Here is a 15065-nt window from a genome sequence, read left to right on the forward strand (position 1 = left end):
TGCTCGTCTAGCCGCCGGGGGCCGGGGTTTCCCAGCCGTCGACCCAGATTTGGCGCAGGCGGTCGCCTTCGCCCTTGAAGTGCAGCCCGGTCGGCTGGCAGTCCTCGATGCGGTCGCTGCGGAAATTGCGGATCGCGTGCCGCAGTTCGCACCAGGCGACGATGTTGGCGGACTCGGCGTAGTAGATCAGCGCGATCGGCCGGATGATGCGTTGCGTGGTCCGGCCTGCTTCGTCGCGATAGGAGAGGTCGAGCTTCTCCTCGTCGCGGACGGCGCGGCGCACCAGCGCCAGGTCGATCGTGCCGGCCGAGGGGGCGGCAAAGCCCCAGGCATGCAGGGCATTGGCGTCGAATGTCTGGCGCAGCGGCGGCGGCACCGCGCCGGCGATCTTGCTGCTGACGCGCTTGGCCGCCTGCTTGAGTTCGTCGTCGCCCGTGCGCTCCAGCAGCGCCAGCGACAGCACGATCGCCTCCATCTCCTCGATCGAAAACATCAGCGGCGGCAGGTCGAAACCGGGGCGCAAGATATAACCGATGCCGCGCCCACCCTCGATCGGCACGCGCATCGCCTGAAGTGCGGCGATGTCGCGATAGATCGAACGGATCGTCACTTCCAGCCGTTCGGCGATCATGGCGGCCGTCACCGGCTGCCGCGCCAGCCGCAGGATCTGGATGATCTCGAACAGGCGTGACGCCTTGCGCATATTCCTCACCCGGCTCCGACCGCAACTGACACACCCTTGTCAGTTGGGTCGACCTATAGGACTGCCTATCGAATTGAAAATCAACAGGTTCCGCTGCGGCTTGGTGGAACGAGGCGACAGGCAACTGACATGGGCTACGCGGAAAATCTCTGGCTTTTCTTTATCCTGCTGTTCGGCATCATCGCCGTTCCGGGCATGGACATGCTGTTCGTGCTGGCCAATGCGCTGACCGGCGGCCGCGACAGGGGTCTGGCCGCGACCGGCGGCATCATGGTCGGCGGCATGGTGCACACGCTGAACGGGGCGATCGGCGTCGGCCTGCTGATGCATTTCGTGCCGATCCTGTTCAAGCCCCTGCTGATCGCCGGCGCCGCCTACATGGCCTTCATCGGCATCACGCTGATGCGCAGCTCCATCACCGTCGGTCAGGACGGGCCTGTCGGCAGCCGCTCCGCATGGAAGGCGTTTCGCCAGGGGCTGGTGACCTGCCTGATCAATCCGAAGGCCTATCTGTTCGTGCTTGCCGTCTATCCGCAGTTCCTGAAGCCGGACTACGGCCCGATCTGGGTGCAGGCGACTGTCATGGGTCTGATGACGGTGATCACCCAGGCCGCGATCTATGGCGGGCTTGCAATCACCGCCGGCCGCAGCCGCAAGCTTCTGATCGCCAATCCGCGGGCGACCATCCTTGCCGGCCGCGCGGCCGGGCTGTTGCTCTTTGCGGTCTCGGTGTTCACCGCCTGGGAAGGGCTGAGGACGGCGTAATCCAGCGCCGCCCTTCCCACATTGCCGTCCTGTCAGGCAGCGCCTTGCCGGCTTTCCAGCATGGCGCGGCGTGCCGACCGGCGCCATTCGACGGCGCCGGCAAGGCCGTGCAGCACGGTCTCGGTGGTCGCCCAGTCGATACAGCCATCCGTGATGCTCTGGCCATATACGAGCGGCTTGCCGGGCACCACGTCCTGCCGGCCGGCGACGAGATTGCTCTCGATCATCAGGCCGATGATGCGCTCGTCGCCCGCCGCCACCTGGCCGGCCACATCGGCCGCCACCTTGGGCTGGTTCTCCGGCTTCTTGGTCGAGTTGGCGTGGCTGGCATCGATCATCAGCCGCGGCGCGACACCGAGGCGGGCGAGTTCGAGCGAGGCCGCCTCGACGCTTGCCGCGTCATAGTTCGGCTGGACGCCGCCGCGCAGGATGACGTGGCAGTCTTCATTGCCCGTGGTGGTGGCAATGCCGCTGCGTCCCCCCTTGGTCACCGCCATGAAATGATGCGGCTGGGTGGCCGATTTCACCGCCTCGCCGGCGATCCTGAGATTGCCGTCGGTGCCGTTCTTGAAGCCGACCGGGCAGGACAGGCCCGAGGCCAGCTCGCGGTGGATCTGGCTCTCGGTGGTGCGCGCGCCGATGGCGCCCCAGGCGACGAGGTCGGCAATGTATTGTGGCGTGGTCATGTCGAGGAATTCGGTCGCCGCCGGCAGGCCGAGATTGTTGACCGCCGACAGCACATTGCGCGCCATCCTGAGCCCCTTGTCGATGTTGAAGCTGCCGTCGAGGTCGGGGTCGTTGATCAGGCCCTTCCAGCCGACCGTGGTGCGCGGCTTCTCGAAATACACCCGCATCACGATCTCGAGCCGGTCGGACAGGGTCTCGCGCAGCGCCGCCAGACGGCTGGCATAGTCAACGGCCGCGACCGGATCATGGATCGAACAAGGTCCGACGACGACAAGCAGCCGGTCGTCGGTGCCGTTCAATATGGCGTGGATGGCATTGCGTGAGGCGCTCACGGTGCGCGTCGCCGTCAGCGTGCGCGGGATCTCCCGCATCACCTGGTCCGGCGTGCTCAGTTCTCGGATTTCCTTGACCCGAAGGTCGTCTGTGGTGGTCAACACGGCTTTCTGCTCCTGTTAGGAGACCTGCCGGCTGAAACAAAAAAGCCGCCAGGTCTGGCGGCTGTTCGGATCTTGTTGCTGCAATCTTCAGATCGAGCGCAATCCTCCCGCCGCCAGCGAGCTGCTAAAGTACCAATAGGTGGCGGACAGGTGGATCATGCGGCTCATATAGTCGAAGCCGAGGCGTTTGTCACGTCCCCTCGACGACAGTCAATCAGGGATGAGCCGTACCCTCGCGATTTCGTCATCCTCAGGCTGCGCGGCGTCGCTTCGCTCCTTGCTCCGCCCGTGGATGACGAAGTGAGGAGCGTTTGCGCAGGGCTCGCTGCTACTCCGGCGACGACCCGGCAACGCTCTGGTCGTAGTCAACCAGCGACCCCGTCATCACCCCCGATTGCGGGCTGACCATGTAGCTGATCAGCCGGGCCAGCTGGTCCGGCTTGACCAATTGGCCCATCGGCTGCGCGGCTTCGGCTTTCGCCAGCCAGTCGTCCGGGGCGTCGTGCCATTTCTTCTGCACGATGTCCTCGCCCTCGGTATCCATCCATCCAGGCAGCACCGCGTTGCAGCGGATGCGGTTGAAGCGATAGGCGTTGGCGACGTTCTTGGTCAGCGTCATCAGCGCGCCCTTGCTGGTCGAATAGGGCGTCAGGAACGACTGGCCGCAATGCGCCGACATCGACAGCACGTTGACGATCGAGCCCGGCGCCTTGCGCTCCAGGAGATGGGCGACCAGCCCCTGCATCAAGAAGAAGGGTCCGCGCACATTGGTGGCGAAGATCTGGTCGAAAAGCTCTTCCGAGGTTTCGACCAGCGAGCCGCGCGCCGAGGTGGCGGCGGCGTTGACCAGCGCGTTCAGCGTGCCGAAATGCGCGAGCGCGGCCGCCACCGCGCGCTTGCAATCCGCCACCTTCGAGACGTCGGCGCTGATGAAGATCGCGTCGACGCCGGCCTTTTTGAAATGGGCGACCGCCTTGTCGCCCTTCTCCTGCGAGCGGCCGATGAGTGCCAATGCCCGGCAGCCCTCGTCGGCCAGCGCCTCGGCGACCGCAAAGCCGATGCCTTGCGCGCCGCCGGTGACGATGGCGCGTGTCTGTGAATTACGATCGGCGGATGCGCTCATCGCCCTACTCCTTTGTTAGGTTCCAAACAACTCAAGGTGTGTTTAGATTCGGGTCAGGCCGGCCTCACCCGAATATCAACGCACCGTGTCGAGACGGACGGTCTTGCCCGTCGTCGCCGACTTCAGCGCCGCATCGGCCAGCTTCAGCGCCACGAGGCCGTCGGCGCCGCTCGGCGCCGCCTTCTTGCCTGATGTCGCGGCGGCGATGAACGAGGCGATCTCGATGGCGTAGGCGTCGAGATAGCGGGTCATGAAGAAATCGTGCAGCGGTGGGCGCGTATAGCCCTTCTCGTTGGCCAGTTCGATCGACACCGGCCGCTGGTTCTCGGCCGCGATCATGCCTTTCGAACCATGCACCTCGATGCGCTGGTCGTAGCCATAGGTGGCGCGGCGCGAATTGGAGATGACGGCCTGCTTGCCGGAAGCCGTCTCAAGGATGACGCTGACGCTGTCGAAATCGCCGGCCTCGCCGATCTTCTTGTCGACCAGCACCGAGGCGTGGGCGCTCACGGCAACGGGCTCTTCGCCGAGCAGGAAGCGCGCCATGTCGAAATCATGGATGGTCATGTCGCGGAAAATGCCACCCGAGCGCTTGATGTAGTCGATCGGCGGCGCGCCGGGATCGCGCGAGGTGATGGTGACCATCTCGACCGTGCCGATGGCGCCGTCGTCGATTGCCTTGCGCACGGCCGCGAAATGCGGGTCGAAGCGGCGGTTGAAGCCGACCATCAGCGTCGCCTTGGCCTTCTCGACCACGGCCAGGCATTTTTCGACGCGCTTGACGTTCAGGTCGATCGGCTTCTCGCAGAAGATCGCCTTGCCGGCCTTGGCAAAACGCTCGATCAGATCGGCATGGGTGTCGGTCGGCGTGCAGATGACGACGGCGTCAATGTCCTTGGACTTTTCGATGGCGTCGATGGTGCGCACTTCGGCGCCATAGGCCGTTGCCAGTTCGGTCGCCGCCTTCTCGAAGGCGTCGGCCACCGCCACCAGTTTGGCCTGCGGGTTGGAGCCGACAGCGCGGGCGTGGACCTTGCCGATGCGGCCGGCACCGAGGAGGGCGAAACGAACAGTCATGGATGTTTCCTTTGAGGGATGGGTTCGAGAGCGTTGTGTCCGCACCTTCCTGTTAGGGAAAGGTGCCTGGGGTATTTTGTTGGCGCGGCAGATCGTCCCGGAAGCGGGCGATCGCCTAGCCTCAAGCCGCGAGTTCCGCCTCCCCGGTCTTGGCGCCGGTGATGTAGGAGACGATGTCCTGGCCGTCGGTATTCTCCTTGCGCAGATTGGCGACGATGCGGCCGCGCCGGAACACCACGATGCGGTCACACAGGTCGAATACCTGGCGCATATTGTGGCTGATCAGGATCAGCGGCTCGCCATTGTCCTTCAGCGTGCGGATGATGTTTTCGACCTGCGCCGTCTCCTGCACGCCGAGTGCGGCTGTCGGCTCGTCCATGATGATCAGCTTGGAGGCGAAGGTCGCGGTCCGTGCGATCGCCACGCACTGCCGCTGGCCGCCCGACATGTGGCGGATGGTGTTGGAGAGATTGGGGATCTTCACCGCCGTGCGCACCAGCGCCGCCTCGGTTGCCTTGCGCATGTATTTGCGGTCGAGGATTGAGAAGGGCCCCAGATTGAACAGCACCTTTTCGCGGCCGAGGAACAGGTTCGACGGCACGTCGAGATCGTCTGCCAGCGCCAGGTTCTGGAACACTGTCTCGATGCCCGCGGTGCGGGCCTCGATCGGCCCTGCAAAATTCACTTCCTTGCCGTCGAACCAGATCTGGCCGCTGGTGCGCTGCTCGACAGCGGTGATCTGGCGCACGAAGGTCGATTTGCCGGCGCCATTGTCGCCCATGATGGCGACATGCTCGCCCTTGCGCAGCTCGAAATTGGCGCCTTCCAGCGCGTGCACGCCGCCATAGCGCTTGGTCAGGTTTTCGGTCTTCAGGACGATGTCTGACATGGTCAAGCCCTCAATGCCCGCAGGCGTTGGCGCCACTGGTCGAGAACGACCGCGCCGACGATGATCACGCCCTTCACCATCTCCTGGTAGTAGGCGTCGAGGCGCAGGAAGGTGAAGCCGGAGATGATGACGCCGAAGATCAGCGAGCCGATCACCGTGCCGATGATCGAGCCGCGGCCGCCCGACAGCGAGACGCCGCCGATGACCGCCATGGCGATGGCGTCGAGTTCGTACATCACCCCCATGCCGGCCTGGGCGGTGAGGTTCTTGGAGGAGAGCACCACCGCGGCGAGCGAGGCGAGGATGCCGGCGATGACGTAGACCAGGATCTTGTGGTTGGCGATCTTGATGCCGGACATGCGCGCGGCGTCCTCATTGGAGCCGATCGCGTAACAGTGCTTGCCGTAGCGTGTGTAGCTCATGATGAGCTGGAACAGCACGGCCAGCGACAGGAAGATGATGACGGGCATCAGGCCCTTGCCGATCGCCGCGAAACTGTCGGTGGGAAACGAGATGGGCTGGCCCTTCGACCACCATTTGGCGATGCCGCGCGCGGTCACCATCATGCCGAGCGTGGCGATGAAGGGAGGAATGCGCGTGTAGGCGATCAAGGAGCCGTTGACGAGGCCGGCGAGCAGCCCGCAGCCGATCGCCACCAGCAGCGGCACGATGACGGGCAGGTCGGTCCAGCCTTGCGCCAGGAACATTGCCTTCGGGTTCGGGTTGCCGTTTACGGTCGCCACCTGGGCGAAACTCATCGCGATCATGGCGGTGGCCCCGACGATCGAACCCGAAGACAGGTCGATGCCGCCGCAAATGATCACCTGCGTCACGCCGATGGCGATGATGCCGACGATCGACACCTGCAGGATGATGATCTGCAGGCGGGCCTCATTGAAGATCCCCGAGACGTCGCTGCGGGTGTTGAACAGGAAACTGTCGCCGAGAAAGATGCGGCCGATCAGTTCGAAGATGACGACGAGAATGACAAGCGCCAGGAAAACGTTGAATTCGGCCGGCCAGGCGCGCTTCTTCGCATCGTAGGTAAGCCCTCCGACGCCATGAGATGTCTGTGCCAATCTTCTATCCTCCGTCAGCCGCGGTCGCGCCTCGAGCGCCGTCAGGCGCCGAGGGAAAGGGGAGCGGCGCTGCCTTCTGCACGCGCGCCGCTCCTATGTCCGCGGCTCAGTTCTTCTTCAGGAACTTGTCGATGTTTGCCGGGGTGACAAGCTGGAACGGCACGTAGACCTTGTGCTCGACCTTCTCGCCCTTGGACAGTTTCAGCGCCGCATCCAGCGCGCCTGCGCCCTGGCCGGCGGCGTCCTGGAACACGGTTGCATCGAGGTCGCCGGCCTGCATGGCGGCAAGCGCGTCCTGCGTGGCGTCGACGCCGCCGACGACAACCGACTTCATGTCGATGTTGGCGGCCTTCATCGCCTGGATGGCGCCGATGGCGCTTTCGTCATTGTTGGCGATGACGCCGTCGAACTTCTTGCCGGTCGACAGCCAGTTGGTCATCAGGTTCTGCGCCTCGTCGCGGTTCCAGTTCGAGGTCTGCTTGTCGATGATCTTGATGAAGCTGCAGTCCGGCGTGGCGATCACCTCTTCAATGTCCTTGGTGCGCTGCACGGCGGCCTGGTTGGAAAGCTCGCCCATGATCACATAGACATTGGCTTCCTTCTTGCCGGCTTCCTTGAACAGGCGGCAGACTTCCTTGGTCTCGAGCGTGCCGGAATCGGCTTCGTTCGAGGCGACGAAGGCCTGATTGTCGGGCAGCGAGTTCACGTTGACCGGCTCGCGGTTGACATAGACCAGCGGGATCTTGGCGGCGGCGGCAGCGTCGGACATCGCCTGCGTGGCCGAGGTGTCGACCGGGTTGACGATGATGGCGTCGACGCCCGAAGCGGCGAAGTTCTTGATCTGGTCGAGCTGTTTGGCAACGTCGTTCTGTGCGTCTTCGACCTGCAGTTCGACGCCGCTCATGCCCTTGGCCTGGGCGATCATGCCGTTGCGCAGCACGGTGAGGAAGTTGTCATCGAACTTGGCCATCGATACGCCGATCTTGGCGGCAAAAGCCGATGAACTTATCAGCGCCGCGAAGGCGACGCCCAAAAGCAGTTTCTTCATTGTATCTCTCCTCCACTTTTGGTGTCCGGTTGCACCGATCTATCCGGAATCCCCGATCTCCCCGGGGAATCTCTCCCTGATATCGCTTCGCTCCGTGTGGCATCCCCTACTTGGGCTGGCCCCTGCTTGAGCTGGAATGCCAAACCCTCTGTTTGAAACAGACGTTCCGGAACGAAAGAACCAAAATGTACAGTGGGTGAAATATTTATTCCATTCCAGCGGAACGTCAAGGGCGATTCCGCGGCCTGCCGCCGGATTTTCGGATCGTCCTGATGGATTCTATCATTTCCGGCGGCTGCTCCCGCCCGGCAAAGGTCAGATATTTTCCGGCAGATAGATGTCGAAGGGCAGGAAGGTCTGGCCAGGCGCATTGGCCGCGCCGGTTTCGATGGCATGCACCATGCGATCGACCAGTTCGCGGCAGAGCGCGGCGAGCGGCGTGGAGATCACCATGGTGAGGATGTTGTCGGCGAGTGCCGCGCGCGACTCGGCGTTGATCTCGTTGCAGACGACCACCGGCATATGCACCGGCCTTGCTGCCCGCAGCGCCGATACCGCGCCTTCCATGCCGCCGCCCGCGACGTAGCAGCCGGCAAGATCCGGATAGCGCGCCAGAAGATCGATCATCGCATCGTGGGTCACCTGGTTTGCTTCCAAATTGACCACCGTTTCCAGCACGCTGAAGTCGGGTGCATGCTCGCGAAAGAAAGAGCGGAAGCCGATCTCGCGCAACTCGTGGCCATGGAAGCGATGGCTGCCGACGAAGAGGGCGACCTTGCCGGGCTGCCGCGCCGCCCTGGCGATCATCCAGGCCGCGGTACGACCGACCTTGCGGTTATCGAGGCCGACATAGCCCTCGCGGATACCGGCGGCAAAATCGGACAGCAGCGAGAAGACCGGTTGCCCTCTCGCCTTCAACACCTCGACCGCCGCCGTCAGGGTCGGATGGTCCGGGCCGACAACGGCGATGGCCCTCGATTTTGCCGCCAGCTTGCGCATCTGGGCGGCGATCTCGTCGGGGACCAGGGAACTGGCGAAGTCGATGGTTGCGGCGCCACGGAACCGCTGCGATTGCGACACCGCCAGTTCGAGCTCCGCCGCGAAATCGCCGTAGAAGACATCGTTGCCTCGCAAAAGCAGGAAGCCGAGCCGGTACTCCGGCAGTTCATGGCGCATCCGTTGCTTGATCAGGCCGGCCGCGTGATAGCCGATCTCGGTCGCGGTCTCATAGACGCGCCGCGCGGTCTCCTCGCGCACCGGCAGGCGATTGTTGAGCACGCGGTCCACCGTGGCAACGCTTACGCCGGAGATGCGTGCCAGATCGGATATGGTCGGCCGTTTCGCCATGGTCGCCCTCGGTTGCGTTGCCGGGCACGATACATCATTCTGATAGGAAATGATAGAAACTATCTTTGTGATATTGAGTCTATCATGGGCAAGCGGTACTTTCACGCTAGAAGCCATATGGGCAACCGGCATTCGCCTGGGCGAGTGCCTGCCGAGGAGGCAATCATGATCACTGCGCCGTCCCGGCGGGACTACAGCCTGATCGGCCGCGACGCCAAACTTGCCGTGGAAACCGGCCTGTCGGCGGCCGAGTGGTATCACACCGACGTGTCCCGCAAGCAGATGAAGGAGCTGATGCAGCGCTCCGACGGGCCGGCGATCCGCGACACCGCGATCTGGCTGGCCGCGCTCATCGCCAGCGGCGCCGGTGGCGCCTGGTTCTGGGGCAGCTGGTGGTGCGTGCCGTTCTTCTTCGTCTACGGCGTCCTCTACGGCTCATCGACGGATTCACGCTGGCATGAATGCGGGCACGGTACGGCGTTCCGGACGCAGTGGATGAACGATGCGGTCTATCAGATCGCCTGCTTCATGATCATGCGCAATCCGGTGACCTGGCGCTGGAGCCACACGCGCCATCACACCGACACCATCATGGTCGGCCGTGACCCGGAAATCTCGGTCATGCGGCCGCCGGACCTGGTGCGCGCGCTGCTCGGCTTTGTCGGCGTGCTTGACGCCTGGCATGCGATGTCGGACATGCTGCGCAACGCTGCCGGCAACATCAGCGCCGCCGAAAAGACCTTCGTTCCCGAGCAGGAGCAGGGCAAGGCGATCCGCATTGCCCGCATCTGGACGGCGATCTATGCCGCAACCATCGCGCTGGCGCTCTATTCCGGCTCGTTCCTGCCCTTGATGCTGGTCGGCCTGCCCAGGCTCTATGGCGCCTGGCATCACGTCATGGTCGGCCTGCTGCAGCATGGCGGCCTCGCCGACAATGTCATCGACCATCGGCTGAACAGCCGCACCGTCTACATGAACCCGATCAGCCGCTTCATCTACTGGAACATGAACTACCATGTGGAGCATCACATGTTCCCGATGGTGCCCTATCATGCGCTGCCTAGGCTGCATGAACTGATCAAGCATGATCTGCCGGCGCCGACGCCGTCGATCCTGGCCGGCTATCGCGAGATGGTCCCGGTCTTCCTGCGTCAGCTGCGCAACGAGGATTATTTCCTCAAGCGCGAACTGCCGCCGACCGCCAGGCCATACCGCGAGGAATTCCACAACGATGTCGTCGCCGCCGCTGCGGAATGATCGCGCGCTGGCTATCCGATCTTCCAGGGGAGGACTGAATGAGCGACTGGGTCGAGGCGTGTGCCGCCGGTGACATCGATGAAGAGGACGTGATGCGCTTCGATCATGGCGGCCGCACCTTCGCCATCTATCGCAGTCCCGACGATGACTATTTCGCCACCGATGGGCTTTGCACGCATGAAAAGGTGCATCTCGCCGACGGTCTGGTGATGGACGACATCATCGAATGCCCCAAGCACAATGGCCGCTTCAACTACAAGACGGGCGCGGCCCGTGGCGCCCCGGTCTGCGTCAATCTGAAAACCTATCCGGTCAAGGTCGACGCCGGCAAAGTCCTCGTTCAGATCGGGTGACGGAGATGGCGCGGGGCATGGTCATCATCGGCGCCGGCGAATGCGGCGGGCGGGCAGCACTTGCGCTGCGCGATCTCGGCTATGATGGGCCGGTGACGCTGGTCGGCGACGAGCCGCATCTTCCCTACGAACGGCCGCCGCTCTCCAAGGAGGCGATGGCCAGCGACGCGCCGGAAATCAAGGCGATCGCCAGCGACGCGGTGCTGGCCGAGAAGTCGATCCGCCATATCCATTCCGTCCAGGCCGTGGCGATCGATCGCGCCGCACATAGGGTGCGCCTGTCGGATGGTTCGGTCCTGCCTTACGACAAGCTCCTGCTGACCACCGGCTCGACCCCACGCAAGCTGCCGATGCCCGGCCTTGGCGCGCGCTGCGTGTATCTCAGGACCTTCGCCGATGCGCTGGCCATTCGCGGCCATCTCCGTGCCGGCAACCGCATTGCCGTCATCGGCGGTGGCTTCATCGGCCTCGAACTCGCCGCCGCGGCCCGCAAGCTCGGTGCTGCGGTCACGGTCATCGAGGCGCAGCCGCGCATCCTGATGCGCGGCGTGCCGGCCGAGATCGCCGAAATCATCCATCAGGCCCATGTCGCCGAAGGCGTCGACATCGTGTGTGGTCAAGGTATTGCCTCCATCGCCGACGACGGCAGGCAAGTGTACCTGACACTCGCCGGCGGGCGCGAGATATCAGCCGACCTCGCCATTATCGGCATCGGCGCCGTGCCGGTGACCGGGCTCGCAGCCGAGGCCGGCCTGACGATAGACAATGGCATCGCTGTCGATGCCGAGCTGCGCAGCAGCGATCCCGACATCTTTGCCGCCGGCGACTGCTGTTCGTTCCCGCTTGCCGTCTATGGCGGCCGCCGCGTGCGGCTGGAGGCCTGGCGCAACGCCCAGGAACAAGGCGCACTGGCGGCAAAGAACATGCTCGGTGCCGGCGAGGCGCATGCGGCGGTGCCGTGGTTCTGGTCGGATCAGTATGGCCTGTCACTGCAGATAGCCGGACTTTCGGACGAAGGCCGAAACACGGTGCGCCGCGATCTCGGTGACGGCGCCTTCATACTTTTCCATCTCGCCGAAGACGGCAGACTGGTGGCGGCCAGCGGCATCGGCCCCGGCAATGCGGTCGCCCGCGACATCCGGCTGGCCGAAATGCTGATCGGCAAGCGGGCCAAGCCGGCACCGGAGGCGCTGGGATCGCAGGCCGTCAAGCTGAAGTCGTTGCTGGCGGCGTGAACCGGTCTAAAAAAGCGCCTTCAGCTCCGGCAGCTTGTCGTTGACCAGCCAGCCGTAATAATTCTCCTCCGGCAGTTTTTCCGGCTCGCCTGCGGCGCGACGCCTGTCGTTTTCCGCCTTCAGCGCATCGGCGCGCTGCTCCGGATTGCCGACATTGTAGAGAGTCGCGGTCAGCCCGGGATTGCCCGAAATGTCGAAGCCGGCAATGCTCTTGTAGGCATCGACCGATTTCCTGATCGTCGCGGCGACATAAGGCAGTGTCAGATCGGGATCCATGATGGTCTTGTAGACCGAATTGGGGTCACCGACATCGAGCTTCGGCAGGCCCGACACCTTGTGCACGAGATCGCTCATCTGCAGCGCGGTCAGCGGGTTGAGCTGACCGAGCCCAAAAGTCTGGCCGGCATAATAGGGCTGGAAGAAGGTGGCGCCGAAGCGGTCATCGGGAAAGTCCTCGCCGCCGACGTTCTTGCCGCGAAACGTATGGTTCCAGACCTGTTCACGACATTCCCAGAGGTCGTAGCTGTCCGACATCCCGGCGCATTTCTTGAATTCCGGCCGCTGCACGAAATCGGTGATGTCCTCGCCATCATAGGCGAAGGAGAGCTTGCTGGAGAGGTAGGAGATCGCCTTGACGTAATAGGTCTGCAGCCGGTCATAGGCGTCGACATTGTAGGTGTGCTCGCCGACGATGGCGCCGACGATATGCATCGGATCGATGCCATAGGCGGCAGCGGCCTTCTTGATCTTGCCGCGCAGGTCGGGGTCGTTCTGCAGCAAGGCATAGACCTTGCGGTATTTCGCCTGGAAGGTGGTGTTGGTCGCCTGCGTGCGCCGGCTCGACGCGCCGGGGATATCGGGCTGCTCGGCATTGCGGTTTCCCGCCGGCACCAATGTCGCCGCCTCAGCCGCGAACAGCGTCGCCGCCAGCGTCAAGCCGAGAATGACTGGCCTGAGAATGATTGGGATGAGTTTTTTCATGCGTCCGCCGCCTGCAATCTTGCGGGCAAACTAGGGTAGTGCTCCCGTTCGAGTCGAGAGCGCCCCTTCACCCGGCAAGACGAAAGGTGACCAGATGGTACCATCTGGCCACACATGATTGTTCTGCCGGGTTGCCTGAACCGGCGCCGGACCAGCCGGCGCCGTGCTTTAAAGGATGAATCGCGACAAATCTGTGTTTCGCGACAGGTCGCCCACATGCTTTTCCACATAGGCGGCGTCGATGGTGACCGATGTGCCGTTGCGGTCGGGCGCGTCGTAGGAGATTTCGTCCAGCACCCGCTCCATCACCGTCTGCAGCCGCCTGGCGCCGATATTCTCGACGCTGTCATTGAGGTCGACGGCAATGCCGGCCAGCGAATCGATGGCGTCGTCGGTGAAGGTCAGGTCGACACCCTCGGTCTTCATCAGCGCGATATATTGCTTGATCAGGCTCGCTTCCGTCTCGGTCAGGATGCGGACGAAATCTTGCTTCTCCAAGGCCCGCAGTTCGACGCGAATCGGCAGGCGGCCCTGCAATTCGGGCAACAGATCGGACGGCTTCGACACGTGGAACGCGCCCGAGGCGATGAACAGGATGTGATCCGTCTTCAACGGCCCGTATTTGGTCGCCACCGTGGTGCCTTCGACCAGCGGCAGCAGGTCGCGCTGCACGCCTTCGCGCGAAGGGCCGCCGGAAATGTCGGATCTGGCGGCGATCTTGTCGATCTCGTCGAGGAAGACGATGCCGTCATTTTCCGCGGCATCGAGCGCCCGGCGCACCACCTCGTCCTGGTCGAGCAGCTTGTCGGACTCGTCGCTGACCAGCAGATCGTAGGACTCCTTCACCGTCGTCTTGCGCAGCTTGGTCTTCTTGCCGCCCATCGCCTTCGACAGCATGTCGTTGATGTTGAGCACGCCGATATTGGCGCCCGGCATTCCGGGGATCTCGAAGCCCGGCATGCCGCCATTGCCGGTGTCGGCCACTTCGATCTCGATTTCCTTGTCGTCGAGCTCGCCGTCGCGCAGCTTCTTGCGGAAAGAGTCGCGCGTCGCCGGGCTGGCGGTCTTGCCGACCAGCGCTTCCAGGACACGTTCCTCGGCATTGATGTGGGCGCGCGCCTTGACGTCCTCGCGCATCTTTTCGCGGACGAGCCCGATGGCGATCTCGACGAGATCGCGGATGATCTGCTCGACGTCACGGCCGACATAGCCGACCTCGGTGAATTTGGTGGCCTCGACCTTGACGAAAGGCGCGCCGGCCAGCCGCGCCAGGCGGCGCGAGATTTCGGTCTTGCCGACGCCGGTCGGGCCGATCATCAGGATGTTCTTCGGCATCACCTCTTCGCGCATCTGGCCTTCCAGCTGCTGGCGGCGCCAGCGGTTGCGCAGGGCGATGGCTACGGCGCGTTTGGCGTCCTTCTGGCCGATGATGAAGCGGTCGAGTTCCGAAACGATTTCGCGGGGAGAAAATGTCGTCATAGCTAAATTCCACTTTGCCACTGCTTGATGGCCTCGAACGGATGCAGCAGCATGATCACGTTGAGTGTCAGATTGTCCCGGATGAGATAGCCGGTACCGAGTTCGAAGAGGATGGCGAGGCTGACGATCACCCATATAGGTAGCCTTCGCGCCATCACAAATCCCAGCACCATGGCCAGTGTGTCGGACACCGAATTGATGATGCTGTCGCCATAATAATCGAGCGAGATGGTGCCGGCGCGGTAGCGGTCGATGATGAACGGGCTGTTCTCCAGCAATTCCCAGCCGCCCTCGATGAGGACGGCGAAGGCCAGCCGCAAGCCGATCGGCGAACGCGGAAACAGGAACCTCGCCAAGGCATAGAACAGGAAGCCGTGGATGATGTGCGAGAAGGTGTACCAGTCGGAAATGTGCTGGGAATTCTCCGAACTGTTCACCACGCCATGCCAGAGTTTCACGTAGCCGCAGGTGCAGATCGGCGTCCGGCCCATGCCATAGAGAGCCCCGGCCTGGAAGATGAGCAGGCCAAGGACGAGCAGAAGACCCATTCGCCAGCTGTCTTCATAGGCCGAATAGCCATCATCCGCGGCCGGCTTGCTCATCTG

At 63.4% G+C, this 15065-nt stretch carries 15 protein-coding genes; 4 read left to right on the plus strand and 11 right to left on the minus strand.

The window, feature by feature from the left end:
- Positions 1 to 7: 7 nt before the first annotated feature.
- A complete protein-coding gene (locus ACLGL5_RS08210; protein ID WP_027047635.1) occupies positions 8 to 703 on the minus strand; it encodes a helix-turn-helix transcriptional regulator in 696 nt (231 codons plus the stop codon).
- Between the two features lie 129 nt (positions 704 to 832).
- Between ACLGL5_RS08210 and ACLGL5_RS08215 the strand changes: the two genes are divergently transcribed.
- The gene (locus ACLGL5_RS08215; RefSeq protein WP_064985172.1) at positions 833 to 1468 is read left to right on the plus strand and encodes a LysE family translocator; all 636 of its coding nucleotides are present in this window, start codon (positions 833 to 835) and stop codon (positions 1466 to 1468) included.
- A gap of 32 nt (positions 1469 to 1500) precedes the next feature.
- Here the strand turns inward: ACLGL5_RS08215 and ACLGL5_RS08220 are convergent, their stop codons facing one another.
- The 7 genes from ACLGL5_RS08220 to ACLGL5_RS08250 all read right to left on the minus strand — a co-directional run bounded on the left by ACLGL5_RS08220 (position 1501) and on the right by ACLGL5_RS08250 (position 9155).
- Positions 1501 to 2592, minus strand: a complete 1092-nt coding sequence (locus tag ACLGL5_RS08220; RefSeq protein WP_069090754.1) for a 3-deoxy-7-phosphoheptulonate synthase — start codon at positions 2590 to 2592, stop codon at positions 1501 to 1503.
- A gap of 328 nt (positions 2593 to 2920) precedes the next feature.
- On the minus strand, positions 2921 to 3715 hold the full coding sequence (locus ACLGL5_RS08225; RefSeq protein ID WP_069090755.1) for an SDR family oxidoreductase: 795 nt from the start codon (positions 3713 to 3715) through the stop codon (positions 2921 to 2923).
- 75 nt (positions 3716 to 3790) lie between these two features.
- On the minus strand, positions 3791 to 4792 hold the full coding sequence (gene iolG / locus ACLGL5_RS08230) for an inositol 2-dehydrogenase (protein ID WP_038651424.1): 1002 nt from the start codon (positions 4790 to 4792) through the stop codon (positions 3791 to 3793).
- 121 nt (positions 4793 to 4913) lie between these two features.
- The gene (locus tag ACLGL5_RS08235; protein WP_010912863.1) at positions 4914 to 5681 is read right to left on the minus strand and encodes an ATP-binding cassette domain-containing protein; all 768 of its coding nucleotides are present in this window, start codon (positions 5679 to 5681) and stop codon (positions 4914 to 4916) included.
- 2 nt (positions 5682 to 5683) lie between these two features.
- On the minus strand, positions 5684 to 6760 hold the full coding sequence (locus tag ACLGL5_RS08240; protein WP_019862603.1) for an ABC transporter permease: 1077 nt from the start codon (positions 6758 to 6760) through the stop codon (positions 5684 to 5686).
- Positions 6761 to 6866: 106 nt separating this feature from the next.
- Positions 6867 to 7808, minus strand: coding sequence for a sugar ABC transporter substrate-binding protein (locus ACLGL5_RS08245; RefSeq protein WP_019862604.1), 942 nt, complete (start codon positions 7806 to 7808; stop codon positions 6867 to 6869).
- Positions 7809 to 8123: 315 nt separating this feature from the next.
- Positions 8124 to 9155 carry a LacI family DNA-binding transcriptional regulator gene (locus tag ACLGL5_RS08250; RefSeq protein ID WP_069090756.1) on the minus strand — a complete coding sequence of 344 codons (1032 nt, stop codon included), beginning with the start codon at positions 9153 to 9155 and terminating at the stop codon, positions 8124 to 8126.
- A 165-nt stretch (positions 9156 to 9320) separates the two neighbouring features.
- Here ACLGL5_RS08250 and ACLGL5_RS08255 point away from each other — a divergent pair, with 165 nt between their 5' ends.
- Genes ACLGL5_RS08255 through ACLGL5_RS08265 form a run of 3 tightly spaced genes read left to right on the plus strand, consistent with a single transcriptional unit; the run spans position 9321 to position 12000 of the window.
- Positions 9321 to 10412 carry a fatty acid desaturase family protein gene (locus ACLGL5_RS08255; RefSeq protein ID WP_027047636.1) on the plus strand — a complete coding sequence of 364 codons (1092 nt, stop codon included), beginning with the start codon at positions 9321 to 9323 and terminating at the stop codon, positions 10410 to 10412.
- A 38-nt stretch (positions 10413 to 10450) separates the two neighbouring features.
- On the plus strand, positions 10451 to 10765 hold the full coding sequence (locus ACLGL5_RS08260) for a Rieske (2Fe-2S) protein (RefSeq protein ID WP_019862608.1): 315 nt from the start codon (positions 10451 to 10453) through the stop codon (positions 10763 to 10765).
- A 5-nt stretch (positions 10766 to 10770) separates the two neighbouring features.
- Positions 10771 to 12000, plus strand: a complete 1230-nt coding sequence (locus ACLGL5_RS08265; protein ID WP_083246516.1) for an NAD(P)/FAD-dependent oxidoreductase — start codon at positions 10771 to 10773, stop codon at positions 11998 to 12000.
- Between the two features lie 6 nt (positions 12001 to 12006).
- Here the strand turns inward: ACLGL5_RS08265 and ACLGL5_RS08270 are convergent, their stop codons facing one another.
- The 3 genes from ACLGL5_RS08270 to ACLGL5_RS08280 form a co-directional block, all read right to left on the minus strand.
- On the minus strand, positions 12007 to 12981 hold the full coding sequence (locus ACLGL5_RS08270; protein WP_069090758.1) for a DUF1402 family protein: 975 nt from the start codon (positions 12979 to 12981) through the stop codon (positions 12007 to 12009).
- 168 nt (positions 12982 to 13149) lie between these two features.
- A complete protein-coding gene (gene hslU / locus ACLGL5_RS08275; protein ID WP_027047638.1) occupies positions 13150 to 14460 on the minus strand; it encodes an ATP-dependent protease ATPase subunit HslU in 1311 nt (436 codons plus the stop codon).
- A gap of 2 nt (positions 14461 to 14462) precedes the next feature.
- Positions 14463 to 15062 carry a DUF2585 domain-containing protein gene (locus ACLGL5_RS08280; protein WP_069090759.1) on the minus strand — a complete coding sequence of 200 codons (600 nt, stop codon included), beginning with the start codon at positions 15060 to 15062 and terminating at the stop codon, positions 14463 to 14465.
- Between the last annotated feature and the right edge of the window lie 3 nt (positions 15063 to 15065).

The organism is Mesorhizobium sp. U510 (genome assembly GCF_059180695.1).

Excerpts from the sequence above, each read along its gene's own strand:
- ACLGL5_RS08210 (WP_027047635.1), bottom strand. The coding sequence starts at position 703 with ATGCGCAAGGCGTCACGCCTGTTCGAGATCATCCAGATCCTGCGGCTG.
- ACLGL5_RS08245 (WP_019862604.1), bottom strand. The coding sequence starts at position 7,808 with ATGAAGAAACTGCTTTTGGGCGTCGCCTTCGCGGCGCTGATAAGTTCA.
- hslU (WP_027047638.1), bottom strand. The coding sequence starts at position 14,460 with ATGACGACATTTTCTCCCCGCGAAATCGTTTCGGAACTCGACCGCTTC.
- ACLGL5_RS08265 (WP_083246516.1), top strand. The coding sequence starts at position 10,771 with ATGGCGCGGGGCATGGTCATCATCGGCGCCGGCGAATGCGGCGGGCGG.
- ACLGL5_RS08215 (WP_064985172.1), top strand. The coding sequence starts at position 833 with ATGGGCTACGCGGAAAATCTCTGGCTTTTCTTTATCCTGCTGTTCGGC.
- ACLGL5_RS08280 (WP_069090759.1), bottom strand. The coding sequence starts at position 15,062 with ATGAGCAAGCCGGCCGCGGATGATGGCTATTCGGCCTATGAAGACAGC.
- ACLGL5_RS08255 (WP_027047636.1), top strand. The coding sequence starts at position 9,321 with ATGATCACTGCGCCGTCCCGGCGGGACTACAGCCTGATCGGCCGCGAC.
- ACLGL5_RS08225 (WP_069090755.1), bottom strand. The coding sequence starts at position 3,715 with ATGAGCGCATCCGCCGATCGTAATTCACAGACACGCGCCATCGTCACC.
- ACLGL5_RS08270 (WP_069090758.1), bottom strand. The coding sequence starts at position 12,981 with ATGAAAAAACTCATCCCAATCATTCTCAGGCCAGTCATTCTCGGCTTG.
- ACLGL5_RS08260 (WP_019862608.1), top strand. The coding sequence starts at position 10,451 with ATGAGCGACTGGGTCGAGGCGTGTGCCGCCGGTGACATCGATGAAGAG.
- iolG (WP_038651424.1), bottom strand. The coding sequence starts at position 4,792 with ATGACTGTTCGTTTCGCCCTCCTCGGTGCCGGCCGCATCGGCAAGGTC.
- ACLGL5_RS08250 (WP_069090756.1), bottom strand. The coding sequence starts at position 9,155 with ATGGCGAAACGGCCGACCATATCCGATCTGGCACGCATCTCCGGCGTA.
- ACLGL5_RS08235 (WP_010912863.1), bottom strand. The coding sequence starts at position 5,681 with ATGTCAGACATCGTCCTGAAGACCGAAAACCTGACCAAGCGCTATGGC.